17 protein-coding genes are annotated in these 20,062 nt (G+C 63.7%); 9 read left to right on the forward strand and 8 right to left on the reverse strand.

Going from position 1 to position 20,062, the window contains the following annotated elements:
• A partial coding sequence (gene secA, locus AC1P6P_RS13610; protein WP_481402989.1) for a preprotein translocase subunit SecA occupies positions 1–2,188 on the forward strand: 2,188 nt, incomplete at its 5' end.
• 47 nt (positions 2,189–2,235) lie between these two features.
• Here secA and AC1P6P_RS13615 read toward each other — a convergent pair.
• Positions 2,236–3,546 (reverse strand): metal-dependent hydrolase family protein, encoded by a 1,311-nt coding sequence (locus tag AC1P6P_RS13615; protein ID WP_481402990.1) that lies wholly within the window; start codon positions 3,544–3,546, stop codon positions 2,236–2,238.
• Positions 3,547–3,777: 231 nt separating this feature from the next.
• On the opposite strand from AC1P6P_RS13615, the gene AC1P6P_RS13620 reads away from it, so the two are divergent.
• Positions 3,778–4,722 carry a CsgG/HfaB family protein gene (locus tag AC1P6P_RS13620; protein WP_481402991.1) on the forward strand — a complete coding sequence of 315 codons (945 nt, stop codon included), beginning with the start codon at positions 3,778–3,780 and terminating at the stop codon, positions 4,720–4,722.
• A gap of 47 nt (positions 4,723–4,769) precedes the next feature.
• Here AC1P6P_RS13620 and AC1P6P_RS13625 read toward each other — a convergent pair whose 3' ends face one another.
• Entirely contained in the window at positions 4,770–6,125 is a 1,356-nt protein-coding gene (locus tag AC1P6P_RS13625; RefSeq protein ID WP_481402992.1) for a hypothetical protein, read from the reverse strand.
• Positions 6,126–6,192: 67 nt separating this feature from the next.
• Complete coding sequence (locus AC1P6P_RS13630; RefSeq protein WP_481402993.1) at positions 6,193–7,149, reverse strand: acetyl-CoA carboxylase carboxyltransferase subunit alpha; 957 nt, start codon at positions 7,147–7,149, stop codon at positions 6,193–6,195.
• An 835-nt stretch (positions 7,150–7,984) separates the two neighbouring features.
• On the opposite strand from AC1P6P_RS13630, the gene AC1P6P_RS13635 reads away from it, so the two are divergent.
• A complete protein-coding gene (locus AC1P6P_RS13635) occupies positions 7,985–9,130 on the forward strand; it encodes an acyltransferase family protein (RefSeq protein WP_481402994.1) in 1,146 nt (381 codons plus the stop codon).
• Between the two features lie 222 nt (positions 9,131–9,352).
• On the opposite strand, the gene AC1P6P_RS13640 is transcribed toward AC1P6P_RS13635, so the two are convergent.
• The 4 genes from AC1P6P_RS13640 to AC1P6P_RS13655 all read right to left on the reverse strand — a co-directional run bounded on the left by AC1P6P_RS13640 (position 9,353) and on the right by AC1P6P_RS13655 (position 13,961).
• The gene (locus AC1P6P_RS13640; RefSeq protein ID WP_481402995.1) at positions 9,353–9,721 is read right to left on the reverse strand and encodes a diacylglycerol kinase family protein; all 369 of its coding nucleotides are present in this window, start codon (positions 9,719–9,721) and stop codon (positions 9,353–9,355) included.
• A gap of 85 nt (positions 9,722–9,806) precedes the next feature.
• Positions 9,807–10,916 (reverse strand): pentapeptide repeat-containing protein, encoded by a 1,110-nt coding sequence (locus AC1P6P_RS13645; RefSeq protein ID WP_481402996.1) that lies wholly within the window; start codon positions 10,914–10,916, stop codon positions 9,807–9,809.
• A gap of 286 nt (positions 10,917–11,202) precedes the next feature.
• Positions 11,203–12,138: a site-specific tyrosine recombinase XerD gene (locus tag AC1P6P_RS13650; protein ID WP_481402997.1), complete on the reverse strand. Its 936-nt coding sequence runs from the start codon at positions 12,136–12,138 to the stop codon at positions 11,203–11,205.
• Positions 12,135–13,961: a hypothetical protein gene (locus AC1P6P_RS13655; RefSeq protein ID WP_481402998.1), complete on the reverse strand. Its 1,827-nt coding sequence runs from the start codon at positions 13,959–13,961 to the stop codon at positions 12,135–12,137. The genes AC1P6P_RS13650 and AC1P6P_RS13655 overlap by 4 nt, the downstream gene beginning before the upstream one ends.
• Before the next feature lie 268 nt (positions 13,962–14,229).
• Between AC1P6P_RS13655 and AC1P6P_RS13660 the strand changes: the two genes are divergently transcribed.
• From AC1P6P_RS13660 to AC1P6P_RS13670, 3 genes are all read left to right on the forward strand, one after another.
• A complete protein-coding gene (locus tag AC1P6P_RS13660; protein ID WP_481402999.1) occupies positions 14,230–14,766 on the forward strand; it encodes a shikimate kinase in 537 nt (178 codons plus the stop codon).
• Entirely contained in the window at positions 14,763–15,854 is a 1,092-nt protein-coding gene (aroB, locus tag AC1P6P_RS13665; protein ID WP_481403000.1) for a 3-dehydroquinate synthase, read from the forward strand. The genes AC1P6P_RS13660 and aroB overlap by 4 nt, the downstream gene beginning before the upstream one ends.
• Positions 15,855–16,142: 288 nt before the next feature.
• Positions 16,143–17,447 carry an HlyC/CorC family transporter gene (locus AC1P6P_RS13670; protein WP_481403001.1) on the forward strand — a complete coding sequence of 435 codons (1,305 nt, stop codon included), beginning with the start codon at positions 16,143–16,145 and terminating at the stop codon, positions 17,445–17,447.
• Positions 17,448–17,693: 246 nt separating this feature from the next.
• On the opposite strand, the gene AC1P6P_RS13675 is transcribed toward AC1P6P_RS13670, so the two are convergent.
• Positions 17,694–17,963, reverse strand: coding sequence for a BolA family protein (locus tag AC1P6P_RS13675; protein WP_481403002.1), 270 nt, complete (start codon positions 17,961–17,963; stop codon positions 17,694–17,696).
• Positions 17,964–18,051: 88 nt separating this feature from the next.
• Here AC1P6P_RS13675 and AC1P6P_RS13680 point away from each other — a divergent pair, with 88 nt between their 5' ends.
• From AC1P6P_RS13680 to AC1P6P_RS13690, 3 genes are all read left to right on the forward strand, one after another.
• Positions 18,052–18,663 carry a J domain-containing protein gene (locus tag AC1P6P_RS13680; RefSeq protein ID WP_481403003.1) on the forward strand — a complete coding sequence of 204 codons (612 nt, stop codon included), beginning with the start codon at positions 18,052–18,054 and terminating at the stop codon, positions 18,661–18,663.
• A 51-nt stretch (positions 18,664–18,714) separates the two neighbouring features.
• Complete coding sequence (cobS, locus tag AC1P6P_RS13685; RefSeq protein ID WP_481403004.1) at positions 18,715–19,707, forward strand: cobaltochelatase subunit CobS; 993 nt, start codon at positions 18,715–18,717, stop codon at positions 19,705–19,707.
• A gap of 159 nt (positions 19,708–19,866) precedes the next feature.
• A partial coding sequence (locus tag AC1P6P_RS13690; RefSeq protein ID WP_481403005.1) for a hypothetical protein occupies positions 19,867–20,062 on the forward strand: 196 nt, incomplete at its 3' end.

The raw sequence follows: 20,062 nt of genomic DNA on the forward strand, positions 1-20,062 counted from the left end.
GAAGTACTCCATCGATACGATGGTGCAGCGCGGGCATTCCTACGTGATCGTCGACGAAGTCGACTCGATCCTGATCGACGAAGCGCGCACCCCGCTGATCATCTCCGGTCCGACCGAAGACCTCACCGAGCAGTACCGCAAGGTCGATGCGCTGATCCCGTCGCTGATCCCGCCCAAGCGTCAGGGCAAGGACGTGCCGCCGGAGGAAAAGGGCGACTACGAACTCGACGAAAAGCAGCGCCAGGTGACCCTGACCGATCAGGGCAACGAGCACATGGTCGAGCTCCTCAAGGAAGCGGGCCTGCTCTCCCACGGCGACCTCTACGACATCGAGAACATCTCGATGGTGCACTACGTCAACCAGTCCCTGAAGGCGCACAAGCTGTTCCAGCGGGACAAGGACTACATCGTCAAGAACGACGAGGTCATCATCATCGACGAGTTCACCGGCCGCATGATGCAGGGCCGGCGCTTCTCGGAAGGCCTCCATCAGGCCCTCGAAGCCAAGGAAGGCGTCGCGGTTCAACCGGAAAACGTCACCCTCGCCTCGATCACCTTCCAGAACTACTTCCGCCTCTACGACAAGCTGGCGGGCATGACCGGCACGGCAATGACCGAAGCCGCCGAATTCATGGACATCTACAGCCTCGAGGTGATGGAGATCCCCACCAACCTCCCGGTCAAGCGCGAAGACTTCGACGACGAGGTCTATCGGTCGTTCGACGAGAAGAACGAAGCCGTCATCAAACTGATCATCGAGTGTCAGAAGCGCGGCCAGCCAGTGCTGGTCGGCACCACCTCGATCGAGAAGTCGGAACACCTCTCTGACCTGCTCAAGACCCGCAAGGTCACGCACAACGTCCTGAACGCGCGCTACCACGAGCAGGAAGCGTCCATCGTGGCGCAGGCCGGCGCTCCGGGCCAGGTGACCATCGCCACCAACATGGCCGGCCGCGGCACCGACATCCAGCTCGGCGGCAACGCCGACATGCGCATCAAGACCGAGCTCGGCGGCATCGTCGATCCCGAAGAGCTGGCGCAGAAGGCGACCAAGATCCGCGCCGAAGTCGCGGCCGACAAGGAGCGCGTCATCGCGGCCGGCGGCCTCTACATCATCGGCACCGAGCGCCACGAAAGCCGGCGCATCGACAACCAGCTGCGCGGCCGTTCCGGCCGTCAGGGCGACCCGGGCGCGTCGAAGTTCTTCCTGTCGCTGCAGGACGACCTGATGCGCATCTTCGGCTCCGAGCGCATGGATTCGGTGCTGACCCGCCTCGGCCTGCAGGAAGGCGAAGCCATCACCCATCCGTGGGTGAACAAGGCGCTGGAGAAAGCCCAGCAGAAAGTGGAAGCCCGCAACTTCGAAATCCGCAAGCAGATCCTGAAATTCGACAACGTACTGAACGACCAGCGCAAGGTGATCTTCGAACAGCGCAAGGTCATCATGCAATCCGACGACGTGTCGGATGAGATCAAAGAGTATCGCGCCACCGTCGTCGAGGAATTGGTTGAGAAGCACATCCCGCCCAAGGCTTATGCCGAACAATGGGATGCGGTCGGCCTGCAACAGGAAATCCACGACATCTTCGGCCTCGACCTTCCGATCGTCGACTGGACCAAGGAAGAAGGCATCGCCGACGAGGAAGTGCGCGAGCGCATCCTCAAGGATGTCGAGTTCAGGGCGGCCGAGCGGACGGCGAACTTCACCGTCGAACTGATGCGCTATGTCGAAAAGGCGATCCTGTTGCAGACGCTGGATCACCTGTGGCGCGAGCACATCGTCAACCTCGAGCATTTGCGCCAGTACGTCGGCCTGCGTGGTTACGGCCAGCGCGACCCGCTCAACGAGTACAAGAGCGAAGCGTTCGAGCTGTTCGAAACCCTTCTGTCGCGCCTGCGCATCGACGTCATCCGGCAGTTGATGCACGTCGTCATCAACACCGAGCAGCCGGCGCCGGAAATGCCGCGCGACGAGCCGCGCCCGATGATCGCGACCAAGGCCGAATTCCAGGGCGACGCCCCGGCCGATCCCGATCCCTATCGTGGCCAGCGCACGATCGTGAATCGCGAGCGTGACGTGCCGGTGGATCCCAACGATCCATCCACCTGGGGCAAGGTCCAGCGCAACGCCCCCTGCCCGTGCGGCTCGGGACGCAAGTTCAAGCACTGCCACGGCGCGCTGGTGTAAACCATCCGCAGTTAGAAAGGCGTCGGGAAACCGGCGCCTTTTTCATTTCATGGCAAAACCGCCTTGCCATTCCGCTTGAATACCGCGCCGCCCTTCATCACGAACGCCACGTTCTGCAACGCCGTCACATCGGCGAGCGGATCGGCATCCACGGCGATGATGTCGGCATAGCGGCCGGGGCGGATGCTGCCGACGTCGGCGCTGTCGCCTAGGAGGTCGGCGGCGTTGCCGGTCGCGGCGATGATCGCGTCCATTGGAGTCATGCCGGCCTTGACCATCAGCGCGAACTCACCGGCGTTCTTGCCGTGAGGAACCAGCGCCTCGTCGGTGCCGAATGCGATCTTGACGCCGGCGCGATAAGCATTGCCGAGCATCGCGATCATCCGAGGCGCGGTGTCGATCGCTTTCTGCGCCGACGACGGATTCAGCAATTCCGGATGCGTTTTGGCCATTTCGTAAACGGCATTGCCGATCAGCAGGGTTGGAACCAGGAAGGTGCCGTGCTGCTTCATCAGCTTGAAGCTTTCCGCATCGGCATAGGTGCCGTGCTCGATCGAGTCAACTCCGAGGCGGACGGCGGCGTTGATCGCACCTTCGCCATGGGCATGAGCCATCACCTTCATGCCGAGCGCATGGGCCGTGCGCACGATCTCGGCAATCTCGTCATCGGCCATCAGTTGCAGCTTGGGATCATCGCCGATCGACAAGACGCCGCCCGACGGCATGATCTTGACGACATCGGTGCCGGCGCGATGCATCTGGCGCACGATCCGGCGCGCGTCCTCGGGACTGTCGACGATGTTCGTTTTCCACGTCACACCCGACAGTTCGGTATCCAGGCCGTTCGCCGCATCGCCATGGCCGCCGGTGGGACTGAGCGGCGCGCCCGCAACCCACATGCGCGGACCGACAAGCACGCCTTCCGCCACGCCCTTCTTGAGCGCGAGCACCACATCGGTATCGGCACCGGCGTCACGCACACTGGTGAAACCGGCGAGCAGAGTCGCGCGCAGATACGCCGGAGCGCGAACCGCATCGTCGAACCGGGTCCGCGTGACGCTCTCCACAATCGGGTTGCCGCCGTCCATTTGCGTCGTGATGTGGACATGACAGTCGATCAGCCCCGGCAGGACCGTCGATTTCGATAAGTCGATAATGTCGGCGCCCGGCGGCGACGTGAAACCGTCCGACACCGACACGATACGATCGTCATGCACGAGAATCGTCACGCCGATGCGCGGGGTTTTCGTAATGCCGTCGATCAGCCGGCCGGCGTGAATGGCGACATCGCGCGCAGTTGCGGGATTCACAGCAAGCATCAACGCCGCAACAACGGCGGCCAGACAACGCCAACGCATCGCATTTTCCCCTTTTGGTGCCGACGCCGTCATCCTAGAGCTCCCGTCTTTCCGAACAAGATGTTGCTTTTGCGAAAGGTTCCGCCGCGGAGCTGCTTTTGCGTGCAGCCGACGCAAATACAAGCGGGCGTTTACCCACCATCCGCTTTGCACTAATCTATCCCTAGCGGCCAAGTGGTGTCGCGCGCCGTCATACGGCGGCAGGCCTGGGGCACAGAGGGAGAATCGATAATGCGTCTCACGACGTCGCTGCGCGTTGGCGCAGCCATTGCGCTGGCAACGGTGCTTGCGTCACCCACCTTTGCAGAGTCCGTTCAAGACAAGCAGGAAAATGCCAAATCACAGGTGCCGACGTGTTCGCACAAGATCGGCTCGGTGGCGATCTACGAACCGCAGAACCGCTGGTGGGAGCCGCTCGGATTGGAATCGCCGGAAGCGCTGATCAAGGTGCTGGTGATGCGGTCGGGGTGCTTCACGCTGGTCGATCGCGGCAAGGGTTTCGACGTGGCGCAGCGCGAACGTGATCTCGCCAGCGGCGGTCAGCTGCGGCAGGGTTCCAATGTCGGCAAGGGCCAGGTCAAGGCCGCCGACTATGTGCTGGTGCCCGACGTCGTCTCCAAGAACGCCAATTCCGGCGGCACCAATATCGGCGGCATCCTCGGCGGATTGATCGGCGGCGGCGTCGGCGCCATCGTCAGCGGCATTTCCATCCACTCCTCAACGGCTGATGTGGTGTTGACGATCACCGATGTGCGCTCGTCCGAACAGGTGGCGATGACCGAAGGCCACGGCTCCAAGAGCGATCTCGGCTTCGGCGTCGGCGCCGGCGGGATCTGGGGCGGCGGTGGCGGAGCGCTGGGCATCTCCAACTACCAGCACACCCAGATCGGCCAAGTCGTGACCCTGGCCTATATCGATGCCTATGCCAAGCTGGTGACCCAGCTCGGCGGCGCGCCCGACAGCGCCTCGGCGGCGAACGAAGTCCAGGCGATCAATGTCATCAAGCCCGGCAACATCTACAAGCAGCCCGAAGGCAAAGGCGGCGTCGTGCGCAAGGTCACGGTCGGCATGATGCTCTATCCCACCGGCAACAAGGACGGTGTGTGGTGGGAAGTGAAGGATGAAATGGGCAATCAGGGCTGGGTTTCGTCGCTGATCTGCGAGCAGGCGAAATAGCGCTGCTGCCATTGCGTATTCCATGGGGGCCTTCGCGGGCCCCCTTTTCATTTGCGCAGCAGCGCGCGCCAATCCGCCGCGATGTAGAGAACGCTTGCCAGCGCCGACAGATCGACGAGATAGAGATAGCGGTAATCGCAGGCGATCGAGATGACGAAGAAGGTGGCGGTGAACGCCAAGGCCGAAGCCAGCAGCGAGGCGATCACGAAGTCGATGGGGTTGCGGCGCCTGAGCACGATCACCAGCGCGCCCAGCGCGATCAGCGCATACCAGGCGTGGCCGAACACCGGCGTGCGATAGAGGAAGAACTCGCCATAGCGCTTGAGGGCGCGGTCGTGCGCATCCATCCGCGGCACGATGACGATCTCTTCGAGAACCTCCTCGCCCGGCTGGTTGCCGACATGGAACGGATGGCACAGCGCGACATCGGGCGCCTGGAACACCCAGCGGAACAGCTGCGCCCGGACCGCAAGGTAGAGACCGGGCCGTTCGGCGATCAGGGCGCGCCACTGCCGGGTGAAGACCGACGGCGGCACGGTTTCGATCTGGTCGACAACCTCGGGAAGTTCCATGGTGTCGTTGCGCAGCGGCGACCACAGCTTGATCGTCCTGGTGCGCACCAGATGCGCCAGTTTCGGGGCCTCGCGGTCGAAGATGGGAGTCTGCAGGCTGGGGTCGCGGCGCAGCATGCCGGTGATGTCGTAGAGCCGGAGGAGGTTGAACTGCTGATCGCGCGCCGGCGTGCCGTCCCAACGCAGCAGCAGCGCCGACTGGCCGGCAAACGCCAGCGCGCACACGGCGGCGAACAGCCCGGCCCCATGCACCACCCGGTGGCGCGGCACTGCGAGGGCGAGCCCGGCCGCCAGGAACGGGACGACGACGATGCCGTTCTGCCGCGTCAGCACCGCCAGCGCCAGGAACACGACGGCCCCCGCCAGCAAGCCGTACCGCCAGCGCGCCGCCGGCCAGTGCCGCACCGCCAAGCCGATCAGGACCGTGCCGACCAGGACCGCATCGGCGAACAGCGAGTCTTTCCATACCACCGCTTGCGACAGGACGAGTTGCGGCAGCAGCAGCATCACCGCGGCGACGCCCACCGCCGCCCACGACACTTTCTTCGGCAGCCACAGCAGTGCAGCGAGCGCGCCGAACGCCATCAGCATGTTGCCGGCGATGAACCAGCCGGCGACGTTTCCCGGCAAGCTGTCATAGACGCCGAGCAGCCACGACATCACCGGCGGATGCCAGCTGCCATAGCTGCGGGTGCGGCCCTCCACGAGCTGGACGAAGGAATCGAATTCCATCGAGCCGGGATAATTGGCCAGGAAGATCGCAAGTCCGCCGAGCACAACCACGCCGGTCGCAACGAGGCGCGGATTACGAAATGCGGACGCCTGCGGCACCAGAGCCCCCTCCGTCTCGCCGCTTCGCGACGATCCACCTCCCCCGGGAAAAACGGGGGAGCAAAGATCACTTCAAATCGCGGCCGATGGCGAGGTATTTGTCGCGGCGCTGGCGCCGCACCTCGTCCGGGGTCATGTGCGACAGCTCGCCGAGGGCGCGGGCGATCTGGTCGCCGACGGTCGACATCGCCTCGTCGGGGCTGCGATGGGCGCCACCGGTGGGTTCGGGGATGATGGCATCGATAACCCCGAGACTGGCGAGATCCTGCGCCGTCAGCTTGAGGGCTGCCGCTGCATCCTGGGCCTTTTCCGGCCGCCGCCACAGAATGGAGGCGCAGCCTTCCGGCGAAATCACCGAATAGACCGAGTTCTCCAGCATGAACACCTTGTTGGCGGTGGCGATCGCCACCGCGCCGCCCGACCCGCCCTCGCCGATCACGGTGGCGATCAGCGGCACGCGCACGTTGAGGCATGCTTCAATCGTGCGGGCGATGGCTTCGGCCTGGCCGCGATCCTCGGCGGCAACGCCGGAATAGGCGCCCGAGGTGTCGATCAGCGAAATCACCGGCAGGCCGAAACGGTCGGCCATGCGGAACACGCGCTGCACCTTGCGATAGCCCTCCGGCATCGCCATGCCGAAATTGTGCTTGAGGCGGGACTTGGTGTCGTTGCCCTTTTCCTGGCCGACCACCGCCACCGCCTGGCCGCGAAACCGCGCCAGCGCGGTGACGATCGCCGCATCCTCGCCGAAAGCGCGATCGCCGGCCAGCGGCGTGAATTCGTCGAACAGATGCTTCACGTAATCGGAGAAATGCGGCCGCCCGGGATGGCGCGCCACCTGCACCTTCTGCCACGGCGACAAGCGGGCATAGGTGTCCTTGACGAGCTGATCGGCCTTTTGCTGCAAGCGGGAGACGTCGACGTCGATCTGCATGGTGGGATCGGCGGACGCCAGCTGGCGCAATTCGACGATCTTGCCTTCAAGCTCGGCAATGGGGCGTTCGAAATCGAGATAGGCGTGCATTCGGTGACCTCAGGAAGCGGCGGAAAGTGGCGCTGTCGGAACGGCAAGTCAAATCCGTCGTGACGGTCCGGTTAAACAGCTAAGCACCTGATTCATTGTAGTATATTTTCGTTCCCTGACGATACTGTCCAGTCACGGGGCGGATCGGGGCCGGTTTCCAGGAGAATGTCACAGTCAAGGGGGTTCGTCCGTCGCCGCCCTTTAAATACGCCAAGAGGCGGGAGGACCCCGCCCCTTCCGAAGGCCTCGGCGCACGGCACGCCCGGTTTGGCGAGCGCAACGACGGCACAGAGAGCTTCTCCCTCGGCTACCCGGGCCTCGGCATCTGGCGAACCGGCCGCAGTCGTTTCTGACTGTCGCGCCCGGCGGTATTCCGCTTCGGGGCTCAACGGCACATAAGCCTGTCCGAGTACCCACGGAGTGCGCGGGCGCACCCCTTCACCGGTATGACTTCGCAAGCCGCGTCGAATTTGGTTTTGCAGGCCGCGATTTCTTCGCGCGCCTTCGCTGCAGGGCCTCCATAAACAACACGGTTGGGAAATGGGTTGTGGTGCTGACATTTTCAACCCGGTGCGACAATCGCACGTTTTCCCGCCTGCGATGCAGGTGCAGTTGTTCAGGGTGATGAACGGAATTGGTAAATGCGTGCCGCGGCGCGTCCGCGATGACACGGGGGGGCGGGCGACCGTTTCCAGACAAATGTCAAAGTCATGATGTCCTAAAAACACTCGCCTAACCCTAAGGTTGCGGTCGCCATCCTGTGGCACTGGAAGCCGTTGTATTTGGTTTATATTCTCTGGATTCATGGCGAACACACCTACATCTTCGGAGCAATATGGGGGCGCGTTCAAACCGGCTTGATTGGCTCGATGCCCTCAGAGGTTGGGCCATATTTTCCGTCGTAGTGGTCCATTGCGGACAAGTCGCCGACAGTTCTGGCGTGGTTGGGAAGCTGGCCGCAACAGGGCAGTACGGCGTCCAACTCTTCTTTGTGATTTCGGCGCTGACGATCAGCATCACGTACGAGTCTCACGCGTCGAAATACGGTTCGTGGTGGCAGGTAAAGGCTGGTTGGCTGATAAAGCGATTTTTTCGAATCGCACCGCTCTATTACGTCGCTTCCGTCATGTATCCGGTTAGAGACTACTTGATATACCTCGGATCACATCATTCCTATGGACGGGTACCCCAACTCCTCCCATGGCTGTCGAACATCCTGTTTGTCCATACATGGGTCCCATCAGGAAATAACTCGGTTGTACCGGGAGGGTGGTCGATAGGCGTCGAGATGTTCTTTTATCTCCTCGTGCCGTTGATTTGGATGGTTTCGCGCAAACACCGCGCATGGGTCTTGAGCGCAGGCGTTTTCGCCGGATTGGCAACAACCTTTGTGGTGGCGAAGATTGCGACAGGAGCGTTTTTCGTCGAGGACGCCTCCTTCCTGTATTACTGGTTTCCCACGCAAGCCCCGGTATTTGCGCTTGGCCTGATTTTTTATATGTACGGCTGCCATCGGCTCGGAGAAGGGCTAAGTGGGCTGGTGCGGACTGGCTTTGTGGCAATTGCACTGATGTTTGTGTCGGCGGGGGTTTACTGCGGAACTTGGGCGCATACGGCGCCGGCGTTAGCCCCGACGATAATCTGTATCGGCTTCCTTCTCATCATCGCGTCACTGGGCGGTTGGACCAGAGCGTTGCTGGTAAGGCGCCCCATGATATTTCTGGGGCAGATATCATACAGCGTTTACATTTTTCACTTTGCGATGTTGAGCGTCTCTAAGTATCTGCTTCATCTGCTGCTGAGTGAACACCACACCATACCGATTATTCCGACGATAGCCCTCACTCTCGCGGGCGCTTGCTGCATCGGTGTCATCAGCAAACGTTTCGTCGAAGACCCTGCGATCCGAGTTGGAGCAAAGCTGTGCGACGCGGTCATTGCCCGCGCCCTCTTCGTGCCAAAGGACGCAAAATCCATTTAACGGCCAGCGCACAGAGCCAGACCCTATTTCATCGCAAATCAGATGTGGAAGCGGGTCCCGGATCGCGCCGATGTGCGCGCGGATGATGTTTTGCGTCGCGTCCTGGAGGACAGGCGGGGAGCGCGAGCCCCCTACGGCGTTGCGCGCCACTTCCCCCACGGTTTGCGTGCGAGCGGAAATATCTATGCGCCCGCGGGGGCAGAAAGGTCGGGGGCGTGTCAGCTATGAAAGATACGGCGCGAACACCATTGCTCCGATCACCGCAGCGCTGAGGGCGCAGATCAGGACGGCGCCGGCGGCGATGTCCTTGGAGGCTTTCACCGAGGCGTGGAAATCGGGCGAGACCACGTCGCAGAGATGCTCGAACGCGGTGTTGAGGGCTTCGGCGATCCACACCGGCGCGATCGCCACCACTAGCCAGCGCCAGTCGGCCGCGCTGATGCGAAGCGCCATACCGGCAGCGATGACGGCCCCCGTTGCCGCGGCGTGAATCCAGGCGTTGTGCTGCGTCCGCAGCATCAGCGCGAGCCCGGCGAAGGCATGGCCGAAACTTTTCACGCGCGCGGCGAACGAAAAATTCGAACCGGCCATGACGGCGCCCTCGTGCTTTGCAATGCAAAGGATAGAGCGCGCGAAGCGGAATGAACAGGCGCTCTTTCTTCCCTTGCGGGGCGTTTCAGATTTCGACGATTTCCTGGGCTCCGACGCCCATGGCACCGAGGGACTCTTCGAGCACCGCGTCGCGGAACTGGCCCGGCGCGGCATCGGCGGCGAAAAAGTTCGGGCGCAACACCTCGCCGCTGCGCAGCTTCAGATTGGTCAGCTTGGCGCGATCGAAGCGGGCATGCACCAGCCGGGCGCCGTGGAACGAAGCGCCGCTCAAATCCGCAGCGGAGAAATCGGCGCCGCGCAGATCGGCCCCATCGAGGCGCGCGCCCTGGAGCTGGCTCTTGGAAAAATCCAGCCCGATGGCGGTGACACCGCGCAAGTGCAGCCCGATCAGGCAGCGCCCGGCGAACTGGCCGGCCAGCGGGCGCAAATCCTCGCCGTCGAACACCGCGGCGGCACCTTCGCGGCCATCGGTCATCACCCATTGCTGATGCAGCGCCAGCCGCTCCGCCAGCGCCCCCGCCTTGGCCTTGGCTTCGGGCGCAACGTCGAACACGCAATCGGCAAAGGTCTCGGGCGGCAATTTCAGATCGGCGACCGCCACATCCATCAGCACGGCGCCGACGAAACTGGCGTTGGTGATCTCGGCGCCGCGGAAAATCGTGCCGAACAGCAAGGCGCCATCAAAAATCGCGCCGTCCAGCTTGGCTTTGCCGAACGAGGCGTTGCGCAGCGAGCAATAGCTGAAATCGACGACGCCGAGCCCGTTCTTGCGGTGATCGATCACCGAAATACCGCTCGCCTCCATGATCATCATCGTCGCCTTGCGCAGGTCGGCGTAATCGAGCACCGCATACGACAGATCGGCGCCGCGGAACGACGCGCCGCGAATATCGGCATACACCAGCTTGGCATTGCGCAGATTGCAGTTGGTCAGGTCGGTGCAGTACAGGCTGGCGCGCGTCAGGTTGGACCCATGCAGGTTGGCGCCGCTGAGATCGGCACCGGCAAAATCAATTTCGTCGAGCCGGCGGTTGGCCAGGATCGCGCCCGACAGGTCGGCGCCCTTGAAACTGGCGCGCGCGCCGCCCCGCCCGGTCACGAAACGCTCGTGGTTGGCAAGGATGCGTGTCAGTTCGGAGGGCGTGTAGGTCGCCCTGCCCGGTTTGCCTGCCATGAAAAGTCGTCCCCAGCCGGCGAATTCCGGTCTTTGCTCGCGTATAACAAGATTCGAATTAGGAAAAGTAAAAGATGGACAACCGCCGGTAAAGCGGCCCCCCGGCCGCGCGCGGTTCTATATACGATGTCCTGCCGCTATCCAATAAAACCACTTAAAAAAGCAATACTCGGTCGCCGATAGCTGCCCTAGCGACAATATAGATGCGGATCGCTTTTCCGCTGGCGCGCTGGCGCGGTGTTTCTCGCTTGAGGGTTGCTTGCCGTTAACCTTGTTAACCGCGAATTCACGAGACTCGGGGCTTGCGCCGGGCGAGCGGATGGGCCGCCGCAACTGTCGCTGCCAGCCGGTCGCGGGCGACATGGGTGTAGATCTGGGTGGTGGCGATGTCGGCGTGACCGAGCAGCATCTGCACGCTGCGCAAATCGGCGCCGCCCTCCACCAGATGGGTCGCAAAGGCGTGGCGCAGGACATGCGGCGACAGCTTTTCGGGATCGAGCCCGGACTCCACCGCCAACTCCTTCAGCATCTGATGCAAACGGCGGCGGGTCAGATGGCTGTCGACGCCGCGCGAGGGAAACAGATAGCGCTCGGCGGCTTTGCGCATTGAGCCGCGCGGCAGGAATTTGTCGCGCACTTGAAGCCAGGCAGCGATGGCTTCGCGGGCGGCGGGATTGAGCGGGGCCAGCCGTTCCTTGCCGCCTTTGCCCTTCACCAACAGCACGCCGTCGCGGTTCTTGACCGCGGCCAGCGGCAGCGTCGCCAGTTCGGAAACGCGCAGGCCCGAGGCGTACAGCATCTCGACGATGCAAGCGAGGCGGATGCCCTCTTCGCTGTTGGCGGCGCGCGCGGCGGCGGCGGCGATCAGCGCCTCCATGTCTTCGCGCGAGAGGATTTTCGGCAGCGGCCGGCCGCGCTTGGGGGCATCGACCGCCACGGTGGGATCGTCGCTGCGGATACCGTCCGTATACAGAAAACCGAAAAACTGGCGCAGGCTGGAGAGTTTTCGCGCCTGCGAGGTGCCGGCGGCGCCGGAGGCGGACAAGCCCTGGAGATACTGGCGAACCTCGTCGCGGCCGCACGACTTCACCGACGCGCCCCGCCGCGCCAGCCAGCCGCAGAAATCGGCAAGGTCGCGGCGATAGGCGGCGACGGTGTTGGCCGCAGCGCCACGCTCGGCACTCATCATGTCGAGGAAACTCTCGACCAGATGGGCACTCATTGCGCGGCGGCCTGCTGTCCGAGCGGCGATGCCGGTTCGTATTCCGCCAGGGCTTCCACTGCGAGGGCGTGCGCGGAGGTGGCTTCGCCGATGTCGGTCAGCGCTTTCACCAGGCCGAGCGTCAGCTCCGGCGGCATCGTCGCGAGGCCGGTGCGGCGGACGGTGTCGGTGATCCTGAGCACGGCTTCGCCGCGGCGGTCGGGCGCGCGCACGGAGGCGGCGAGATCGCGGTCATCGATGCGACCGGCGGGGATCACCCCAGCCGCATCGGGCGGCAGCGGCACATGCAGCGCATTGGCGACGCCGAGGATCAACAGCTTGAGCGCGCGGTCGGGATCGGCCGGTGCCGCCGGATCAGGATGGGCAAGCGCCAGCGTCCAGGCGGCCAGGTCGGGCTGCACCGCGTTGAGCCGGTCGGCGCGATTGGAGGCAACCGCCACCATCGCCTTCATCACCGGATCGCCGTCGGTCCAGGCTGCGGCCCCGTCGGGCTTGCCGGCAAGGAGCAGCGCGCGGGCGAAGGTGCGGGCATAGGTGTGCTGGCCGGAGGGCTTGATCGACAGGATCACGTCGGCCTGCAACGCGGCCGCGAGCCGGGCGAGCTTGTATTTGTCGCCCAGCGACAGCGCCAGCACGGCGAGGTCGGCTTTGGCTTCGGGGCGCGGCTCGATCGCGGCAGCACGGCGCAACAGCACCTGCCCCATGAAGAACGGCAGGTTCGGCGCCTCGCCTGCCGCGGCAGCGACCTTGCCGAGCGGCAGATTCTGGGCGTCGGCGATTTTGATCAGGGCCGACGCGCTGGCGGCACCGGTCGCAACCACGCGCTCGGCGGCCTCGAAACGGGCCCGCGGCGAATTGCGGATATCGCGCAGGACGAGCTCGTTTTCCGGCGTTCCCAGCTTGCGGGCGATCGGCTCGGTTATCGGCAGGCCCGCCTGCTGCAACAGGAAAATGTGCAGCGCACTGGGATTGGCGATGGCGCCGGGCGCGAGCGGCTTCTTGGTCAGAACGCTCTGCACCAGCGTATCGTAGGCGGGGTCGTTCATGCCTTGCGCTTTCATCACCTGCCTGGTGAGTTCGGCGGTGGCGCTATCGCCGGTGACAGCGGCGCAATAGGCGCGCAACTGCATCCAGAACAAGTCGGCACCGGTCTGGCGCGCAGCCGTCGCCGGTCCGCAGGCATCCGCGGCGCGATTGGCCAGCAGCACCGCCTCGGCCTGCAGCCGCGCGAAGGCATCGTCGTTCGGCACATTGGCCTGGGCGGCCAGCTCGCCGGCTTCGCTCACCAGCCCGGCGTCGAGCAGGCGCTCGATCCGCACGGTGATGAACGCCTTGGGCGCCTGTCCCGGCGGGGCCGGGGCGCGGGTCAGGACGGCGCGGCGTACTAGGCTGCGCAGCACCGGATCGCCGGAGACGAGCGGCGACTTCGCCAGCAGCGCCTCCATCTGGGCGCGGTCGGAACCACTCCACAAATGATCGCCGAATCCGCCGTTGGTCGCATCGAGCGTGCCGACCGGCGGGCCCTCGGCGGAACCGAGCGATTCCACCTGGACCGGTCCGCGATCGACTTTGGAGGGGACATAGGTCGGCGCCGACGGCGGCGGCTCGCTGGACTGGTCGACGGGCGCCAACGTCTGCGGCGTGCCGGTCGCGGGTTTCGGTGCCGCCTTGGGTGGATCGGGCGGATCGTCGGTCGCTTCCGGCGGATAATCGTCGGGCTGCAGCACCGGTGGTTTCGGGTCCACCCACTGGGCCATGGCCGGAACCACCAGGGCACCAAACGCCACGGCGCACAACAAGCGCTTAATTCGGGAACCTGTCATTGGGAACTACCTGCTCGACCTCGTGCTGGGCGGGACGGACGGAGCCGCCGTAAATCGTCGCTGCGACGGCCCCGAGCAGAATGAGAATTCCGACCAGAATCAATAACCAAGCCCCCCAGCCCAGCCCGTCCGATCTCCCCATGCTGCGCATACCGTCTCCTTACAGATTTCCGCTGCAATTCCGCGGGCTTGCCCAATTTAACCCGAGTCTCGGCAAATCCGACTTTCGAGCTAGCGAACGGAGCATAACCCGTGTAATCCGGAGTTTATGGGGCAACTGACGCGTACGATAGCACTTGTCGGAATGATGGGGGCCGGAAAAAGTTCAATCGGCCACCGTCTGGCCGCCCGCATGAATGTCGCCTTCTTCGACGCCGACTGCGAAATCGAAGCCGCCGCCGGCCGGCCAATCGCCGAAATCTTCGCCAGCTATGGCGAGCCCGCCTTCCGCGATTGTGAAAGAAAAGTCATTTCTCGCCTGCTGCAGGAGCACCCCGCCCACATCCTGGCGACCGGCGGCGGCGCCTTCATGGCGGCCGAAACCCGCGAGCGCCTGAAAGCCGACGCCGTCACGATCTGGCTGCGCGCCTCGCTCGACGTCCTGTTCGGCCGCGTCAAGCGCAAGGGCAACCGGCCGCTGCTCAAGACCGCCGATCCGCGCGGCACGCTGGAAAAGCTGCTCGCCGAACGCCAACCGACATATGCGCTGGCGGATATCATCGTCGACAGCGAGAATGCGCCGCACGAAGTCACCGTCGAACGGCTGTTGACCACGCTTACGCAAACCGGAATCTGGCTGCCATGAACGAACGCATCTCCATCGCACTCGGTGCGCGCAGCTACGACATCCACGTCGGACCGGGCTTGATCGAACAGGCCGGCACGCTGATCGCGCCCTTTGCCCGCGGGCCGCTGCCGGTGGTGACCGACGCCAATGTCGCGTTCCTGCATCTCGACCGTTTCCTCGGCGTGCTCGAACAGGCCGGGCTCGAACCCAAGCCGATCACGCTCGACGCCGGCGAAGGCACCAAGTGTTTTGCGGCGCTGGAACGGCTGATCGGCGAGCTGACCGCCACCGGCGTCGATCGCGGCGGCCTGATCGTGGCGCTGGGCGGCGGCGTCATCGGCGATATCACCGGCTTCGCGGCCGGTATCCTGAAACGCGGCGTCGCCTTCGCCCAAGTGCCCACCACGCTGCTCAGTCAGGTGGATTCCTCGGTCGGCGGCAAGACCGGGATCAATATTCCCGAAGGCAAGAATCTGGTCGGCGTCTTCCATCAGCCGAAGATCGTGCTCGCCGACACCAACGTGCTCGGCACCCTGCCCAAGCGCGAACTGATTTCCGGATATGCCGAAGTGATGAAGGCCGGCGCCCTCGGCGATGCCGATTATTTCGCCTGGCTGGAACAGAATGCGGTGCGGGCGCTGCATGGCGAGCACGACGCCATCGTCCATACCGTCGCCCACGCCTGCCGCATGAAGGCGGCGATCGTCGAACGCGACGAGCGCGAGCGCGGCGAACGGGCGCTGCTCAATCTCGGCCATACGTTCGGGCATGCGCTGGAAACCGCGACCGGATTCTCCGACCGGCTGCTCCACGGAGAAGGCGTCGCCATCGGTACCGCACTGGCGTTCCGGCTGTCGGTCAATCTGGGCCTGTGCCCGGCGGCGGATGCCGACCGCATTGTGGAACATCTGAAGGCCGTCGGCCTGCCGTCGGCGATTTCCGATATCCCCGGCATGCGGCCCTCGCCCGAGGTGCTGCTGGCGGCGATGGCGCACGACAAGAAAGTGAAGGACGGCAAGCTCAACTTCGTCCTCACCCGCCGCATCGGCGAAGCCTTCGTCACCAACGACGTGCCGGTGGAGAAGGTGCGCGCGGTGCTGGGGTAGACTTCTCTGCCCCCGCGGGCGCACGGCCCTCTTCACCCGCACATAGACCGTGGGGGAAGGGCCGCGCAGCGGCGAAGGGGGCCTATCGTTTGCGGGATCGCGAGCCCCCTTTGGCCTTCCAGGCCACTTCCCCCACGCTCTGCGTGCGAATGGAGAGATTGCCTCGCGCGCGGGGGCAGAAATACGCGCCAGCCCCTCGTGTACATGCCAGTCGCGGAGATTGGTTCGCGCGCGGGGGCAGAAAACGTTGCGATTTCCGCTATGATGGTGCGTCGCTAGAGGTTGGCCATGGATACGGTTTTGATCGCCACTGTCGTCGGCATTGCGGCGTTGTTGGGGTTTTCCGCTTTTTTTGCCGGATCGGAGACCGCACTGACTGCGGTGTCGCCGGGCAAGATGCATCAGCTTGAGTCCGACGGGTCCGCGCCGGCGGCGCGGGTCAACCGGCTGGTCGGCAATCGCGAGCGGCTGATCGGCGCCCTTCTCCTCGGCAACACGTTCGTCAACATCCTGTCGTCGTCGATCGCCACCTATGTGCTCGAACCGCGGCTCGGTCCCAATGCGGTGGTGATCGTCACCGCGATCATGACGGTGGTGATCCTGATCTTCGGCGAGGTGCTGCCGAAAACGCTGGCGATCGCGCGCACCGACCGCTTCGCGCTGGTCGTCGCCCGGCCGGTGCAGGTGGTGGTGTCGGTGCTCGGTCCCGTCGTCGGCACGGTGCAGCGTCTGGTGTGGCTGCTGCTGCAGCTGTTCGGCGTCTCCGGCACCAACAAGGGCATCGTCGCCGACGAAGTGCACGACGAAATCCGCGGCACCGTCAACCTGCGCCACATGCAAGGTTCGGTCGAACGCGAAAGCCGCGACATGATTTCGGGCGTGCTCGACCTGCGCGAACTGACGGTCGGCGACGTCGCCACCCATCGCAAGAAGATGGCGACCATCGACATCGGCCAGCCGCCGGAGGTGGTGGTGCGCGAACTGATGGCGACGCGCCATGCCCGCGTGCCGGTGTGGAAGGGCGAGCCCGACAACATCGTCGGCGTCCTGCGCACCCGCAATCTGGTGCGCGCCGTGCTCGGCAACTCCGAGGCGTTCAAGGATCTCGATTTCGCCGCGCTGATGTCGCCGCCGTGGTTCGTGCCCGAGACGATGAAGGTCGAGGAATTGCTGGAGGCCTTTCGCGAGCGGCGCACGCATTTCGCGCTGGTGGTCGACGAATACGGCGTCATCATGGGCCTCGTCACCCGCGAAGACGTGCTCGACGAGGTGTTCGGCGGCATTCCCGACGAAAGCATGCCGCGCGTCCAGCCCGGCATCCGGCCGCAGATCGACGGCTCGTATCTCGTCGACGGCACGACGCCGATCCGCGACCTCAATCGCGAATTCGACTGGCACCTGCCCGACGAGGAAGCCACCACCGTCGCCGGCCTGGTCATCCACGAAGCCCGCACCATCCCCGACGTCGGCCAGCGCTTCGCGTTCTACGATTTCAAGTTCGAAATCCTGCGCCGGCAACGCAACCAGATCACCGTGCTGCGCGTCACTCCGCCCGAAAGCGCGAAAAAGCCTGAACCGGCGGGGGGGAGATAAATTTACTGCCTCACGGGCGAAGAGATGTATCCGTTTGTATATAGACCGTGGGGGAAGTGGTTCGACGCACGGCGGCGAACCGTAGGGGGCTCGCGAATATCTGGAGCCCCCTTTGCCGCTGCGCGGCACTTCCCTCACACTCTACTTGCCGATGACGAGATCGCCTCGCGTGCGGGGGCAGTAAGACGGTGATGTTGGGATAAATCGCATTCACGAAGAGATCGCCTCGCGTGCGGGGGCAGTAAACTACGTTGTAATCTCCCCTGGCGCCTTGGCTTCGAGTTGCAGGGCGTGGATTTGGGTTTTCAATTCTTCGGCGAGGATGGCGTAGATGCGGCGTTGGCGTTCCACCCGCGAGACGCCGGAGAATGCCGGCGCGACGATCCTCACCGAGAAGTGTGTTTCGCCGCCGTGAGAATGACCGCTGTGGCCCTCATGCGCCGCGCTATCGTCGATCACGTCAAGCGCAATCGGCGCGAACGCCGCGGTTAATTTCGTCCGAATTGTGTCAGTCATGGTCATGCTGCTATCGGGCCTGCAACAAATCGTCCTGTCAAGTACTTCGTTTTCTTGTTTTTTTGCCGATGCTCCTCATAATCCTGCCATGACGAAAACGGGCTCCGCCGCGCACTTCAAGAAGGACATCCGGATCAAACCGGACGTGGCCCAGAAGCCGAAGGTGCGCGCCTGTTCGATCAAGGGCTGCGCCGGCGAAGGCGACTACAAGGTCCCCAAGAGCCGCGACCAGATTTCCACCTATCTGTGGGTTTGCCTCGCCCACGCCCGCGAGCACAACGAGAAGTGGGATTATTTCAAAGGCATGAGCGACGCCGATGTCGCCCGGTTCCAGGAGGAAGCGGTGGTTGGCCACCGGCCTACCTGGCCGCTCGGCAAGCGCGTCGCCGGCGTTCACGGCCAAGACCGCCCGCTTCACGGCGCCTATCATGTCGAAGACGGTTTTGCGGTATTCGGCGACGTTGAGGAAACGGCCGCGCCGCGCCGTCCCGAGCGGGTTTTGACACGCCTGCAGCGCCAGGCATTCGACATCCTGGGCCTGGAGCCCTCCGCAACCTTGAACGAAATCAAGGCGAGGTATAAGGAACTCGTGAAGCGTTTCCACCCCGACGCGAACGGCGGCGACAGGGGCACCGAAGAGCGTTTAAAGCAGGTAATCAAGGCCTACGGCGTGCTGCGCGCATCGGGCATTGTCAGCTGACGTTCGGCGTCCACCTCCTCCGTTACGGCGGGATCACCCGGACCTGTGAAAATGACGACTGAGACTGAAGGCCTCGACCCATCGCTGAAGCCCGACAAAACCTTCGACGTGAAGGAAACGTTCGGCATCGAAGCGAAGATCAAGGTGCCCGGCTTCTCCACGCCGAACCAGTATGTGCCCGATCTCGATCCGGCCTATCGCTTCGATCGCGACACCACCCTCGCCATTCTCGCCGGTTTCGCCCACAACCGCCGCGTCATGATCCAGGGCTATCACGGCACCGGCAAATCGACCCACATCGAGCAGGTCGCCGCGCGCCTCAACTGGCCGTGCGTGCGCATCAACCTCGACAGCCACATCAGCCGCATCGATCTGGTCGGCAAGGACGCCATCGTGTTGAAGGACGGCCAGCAGATCACCGAATTCCGCGAAGGCCTGCTGCCGTGGGCGCTGCAGCACCCGGTAGCGCTGGTGTTCGACGAATACGACGCCGGCCGCCCCGACGTGATGTTCGTGATCCAGCGCGTCTTGGAAGTGCAAGGCAAGCTGACGTTATTGGATCAGAACCGCGTCATCCGTCCGCATCCGGCATTCCGCCTGTTCTCTACGACCAACACCATCGGCCTCGGCGACACCACCGGCCTCTATCACGGCACCCAGCAGATCAACCAGGGCCAGATGGACCGCTGGAGCATCGTGGCGACGCTGAACTATCTCGCGCACGATACCGAAGTGAACATCGTCGTCGCCAAGGTGCCGACCTATGCCAGCGCCGACAAGCGCAAGAAGATCGACGCCATGGTCCGCGTCGCCGACCTGACGCGCAACGCCTTCATCAACGGCGACCTCTCCACCGTGATGAGTCCGCGCACCGTCATCACCTGGGCCGAGAACGCCGAAATCTTCGGCGACATCGGCTTCGCGTTCCGTCTCACCTTCCTTAACAAATGCGACGAGCTCGAGCGCTCCACGGTGGCCGAATTCTATCAGCGCGCCTTCGGCGAAGACCTGCCGGAAAGCGCCGCAAAGGTGCTGGTGGCGTGACGCAAATCGCGAATAGCACATGGCGAACAGCGAATGGGGACCTGCCCTGCTCGCCGAGCGCTCCTAGCTGTTCGCCGTTTCGGCCAAGTTTGCGCCGTAAATTCACCTTATTGCACACGGTTAATGTTGCCACGTCATCTGTTTTCACGGGGTGGAGACATGGCACGCAAAGCATTGGCGATCAGCGGCGCGGTATTGGGCGTTGCGGCGCTGGTTTCAATCATCACCAATCCGAGTCTGACCGATTTCAAAGCCCAGCGCGCAGCGGAAGACGGCATCACTGGCTTGACCTGCAACGCAGTCGAAACCGGCAATTACGTGGTTTATTCGCGCTACGAATATCGCTGCATGATGT

It is taken from the genome of Rhizomicrobium sp., from assembly GCF_056722145.1.

Coding starts and splice junctions, on each gene's coding strand:
- AC1P6P_RS13615 (WP_481402990.1), bottom strand. CDS start 3,546: ATGCGTTGGCGTTGTCTGGCCGCCGTTGTTGCGGCGTTGATGCTTGCT.
- AC1P6P_RS13620 (WP_481402991.1), top strand. CDS start 3,778: ATGCGTCTCACGACGTCGCTGCGCGTTGGCGCAGCCATTGCGCTGGCA.
- AC1P6P_RS13630 (WP_481402993.1), bottom strand. CDS start 7,149: ATGCACGCCTATCTCGATTTCGAACGCCCCATTGCCGAGCTTGAAGGC.
- AC1P6P_RS13635 (WP_481402994.1), top strand. CDS start 7,985: ATGGGGGCGCGTTCAAACCGGCTTGATTGGCTCGATGCCCTCAGAGGT.
- AC1P6P_RS13640 (WP_481402995.1), bottom strand. CDS start 9,721: ATGGCCGGTTCGAATTTTTCGTTCGCCGCGCGCGTGAAAAGTTTCGGC.
- AC1P6P_RS13645 (WP_481402996.1), bottom strand. CDS start 10,916: ATGGCAGGCAAACCGGGCAGGGCGACCTACACGCCCTCCGAACTGACA.
- AC1P6P_RS13650 (WP_481402997.1), bottom strand. CDS start 12,138: ATGAGTGCCCATCTGGTCGAGAGTTTCCTCGACATGATGAGTGCCGAG.
- AC1P6P_RS13655 (WP_481402998.1), bottom strand. CDS start 13,961: ATGACAGGTTCCCGAATTAAGCGCTTGTTGTGCGCCGTGGCGTTTGGT.
- AC1P6P_RS13660 (WP_481402999.1), top strand. CDS start 14,230: ATGGGGCAACTGACGCGTACGATAGCACTTGTCGGAATGATGGGGGCC.
- aroB (WP_481403000.1), top strand. CDS start 14,763: ATGAACGAACGCATCTCCATCGCACTCGGTGCGCGCAGCTACGACATC.
- AC1P6P_RS13670 (WP_481403001.1), top strand. CDS start 16,143: ATGGATACGGTTTTGATCGCCACTGTCGTCGGCATTGCGGCGTTGTTG.
- AC1P6P_RS13675 (WP_481403002.1), bottom strand. CDS start 17,963: ATGACTGACACAATTCGGACGAAATTAACCGCGGCGTTCGCGCCGATT.
- AC1P6P_RS13680 (WP_481403003.1), top strand. CDS start 18,052: ATGACGAAAACGGGCTCCGCCGCGCACTTCAAGAAGGACATCCGGATC.
- cobS (WP_481403004.1), top strand. CDS start 18,715: ATGACGACTGAGACTGAAGGCCTCGACCCATCGCTGAAGCCCGACAAA.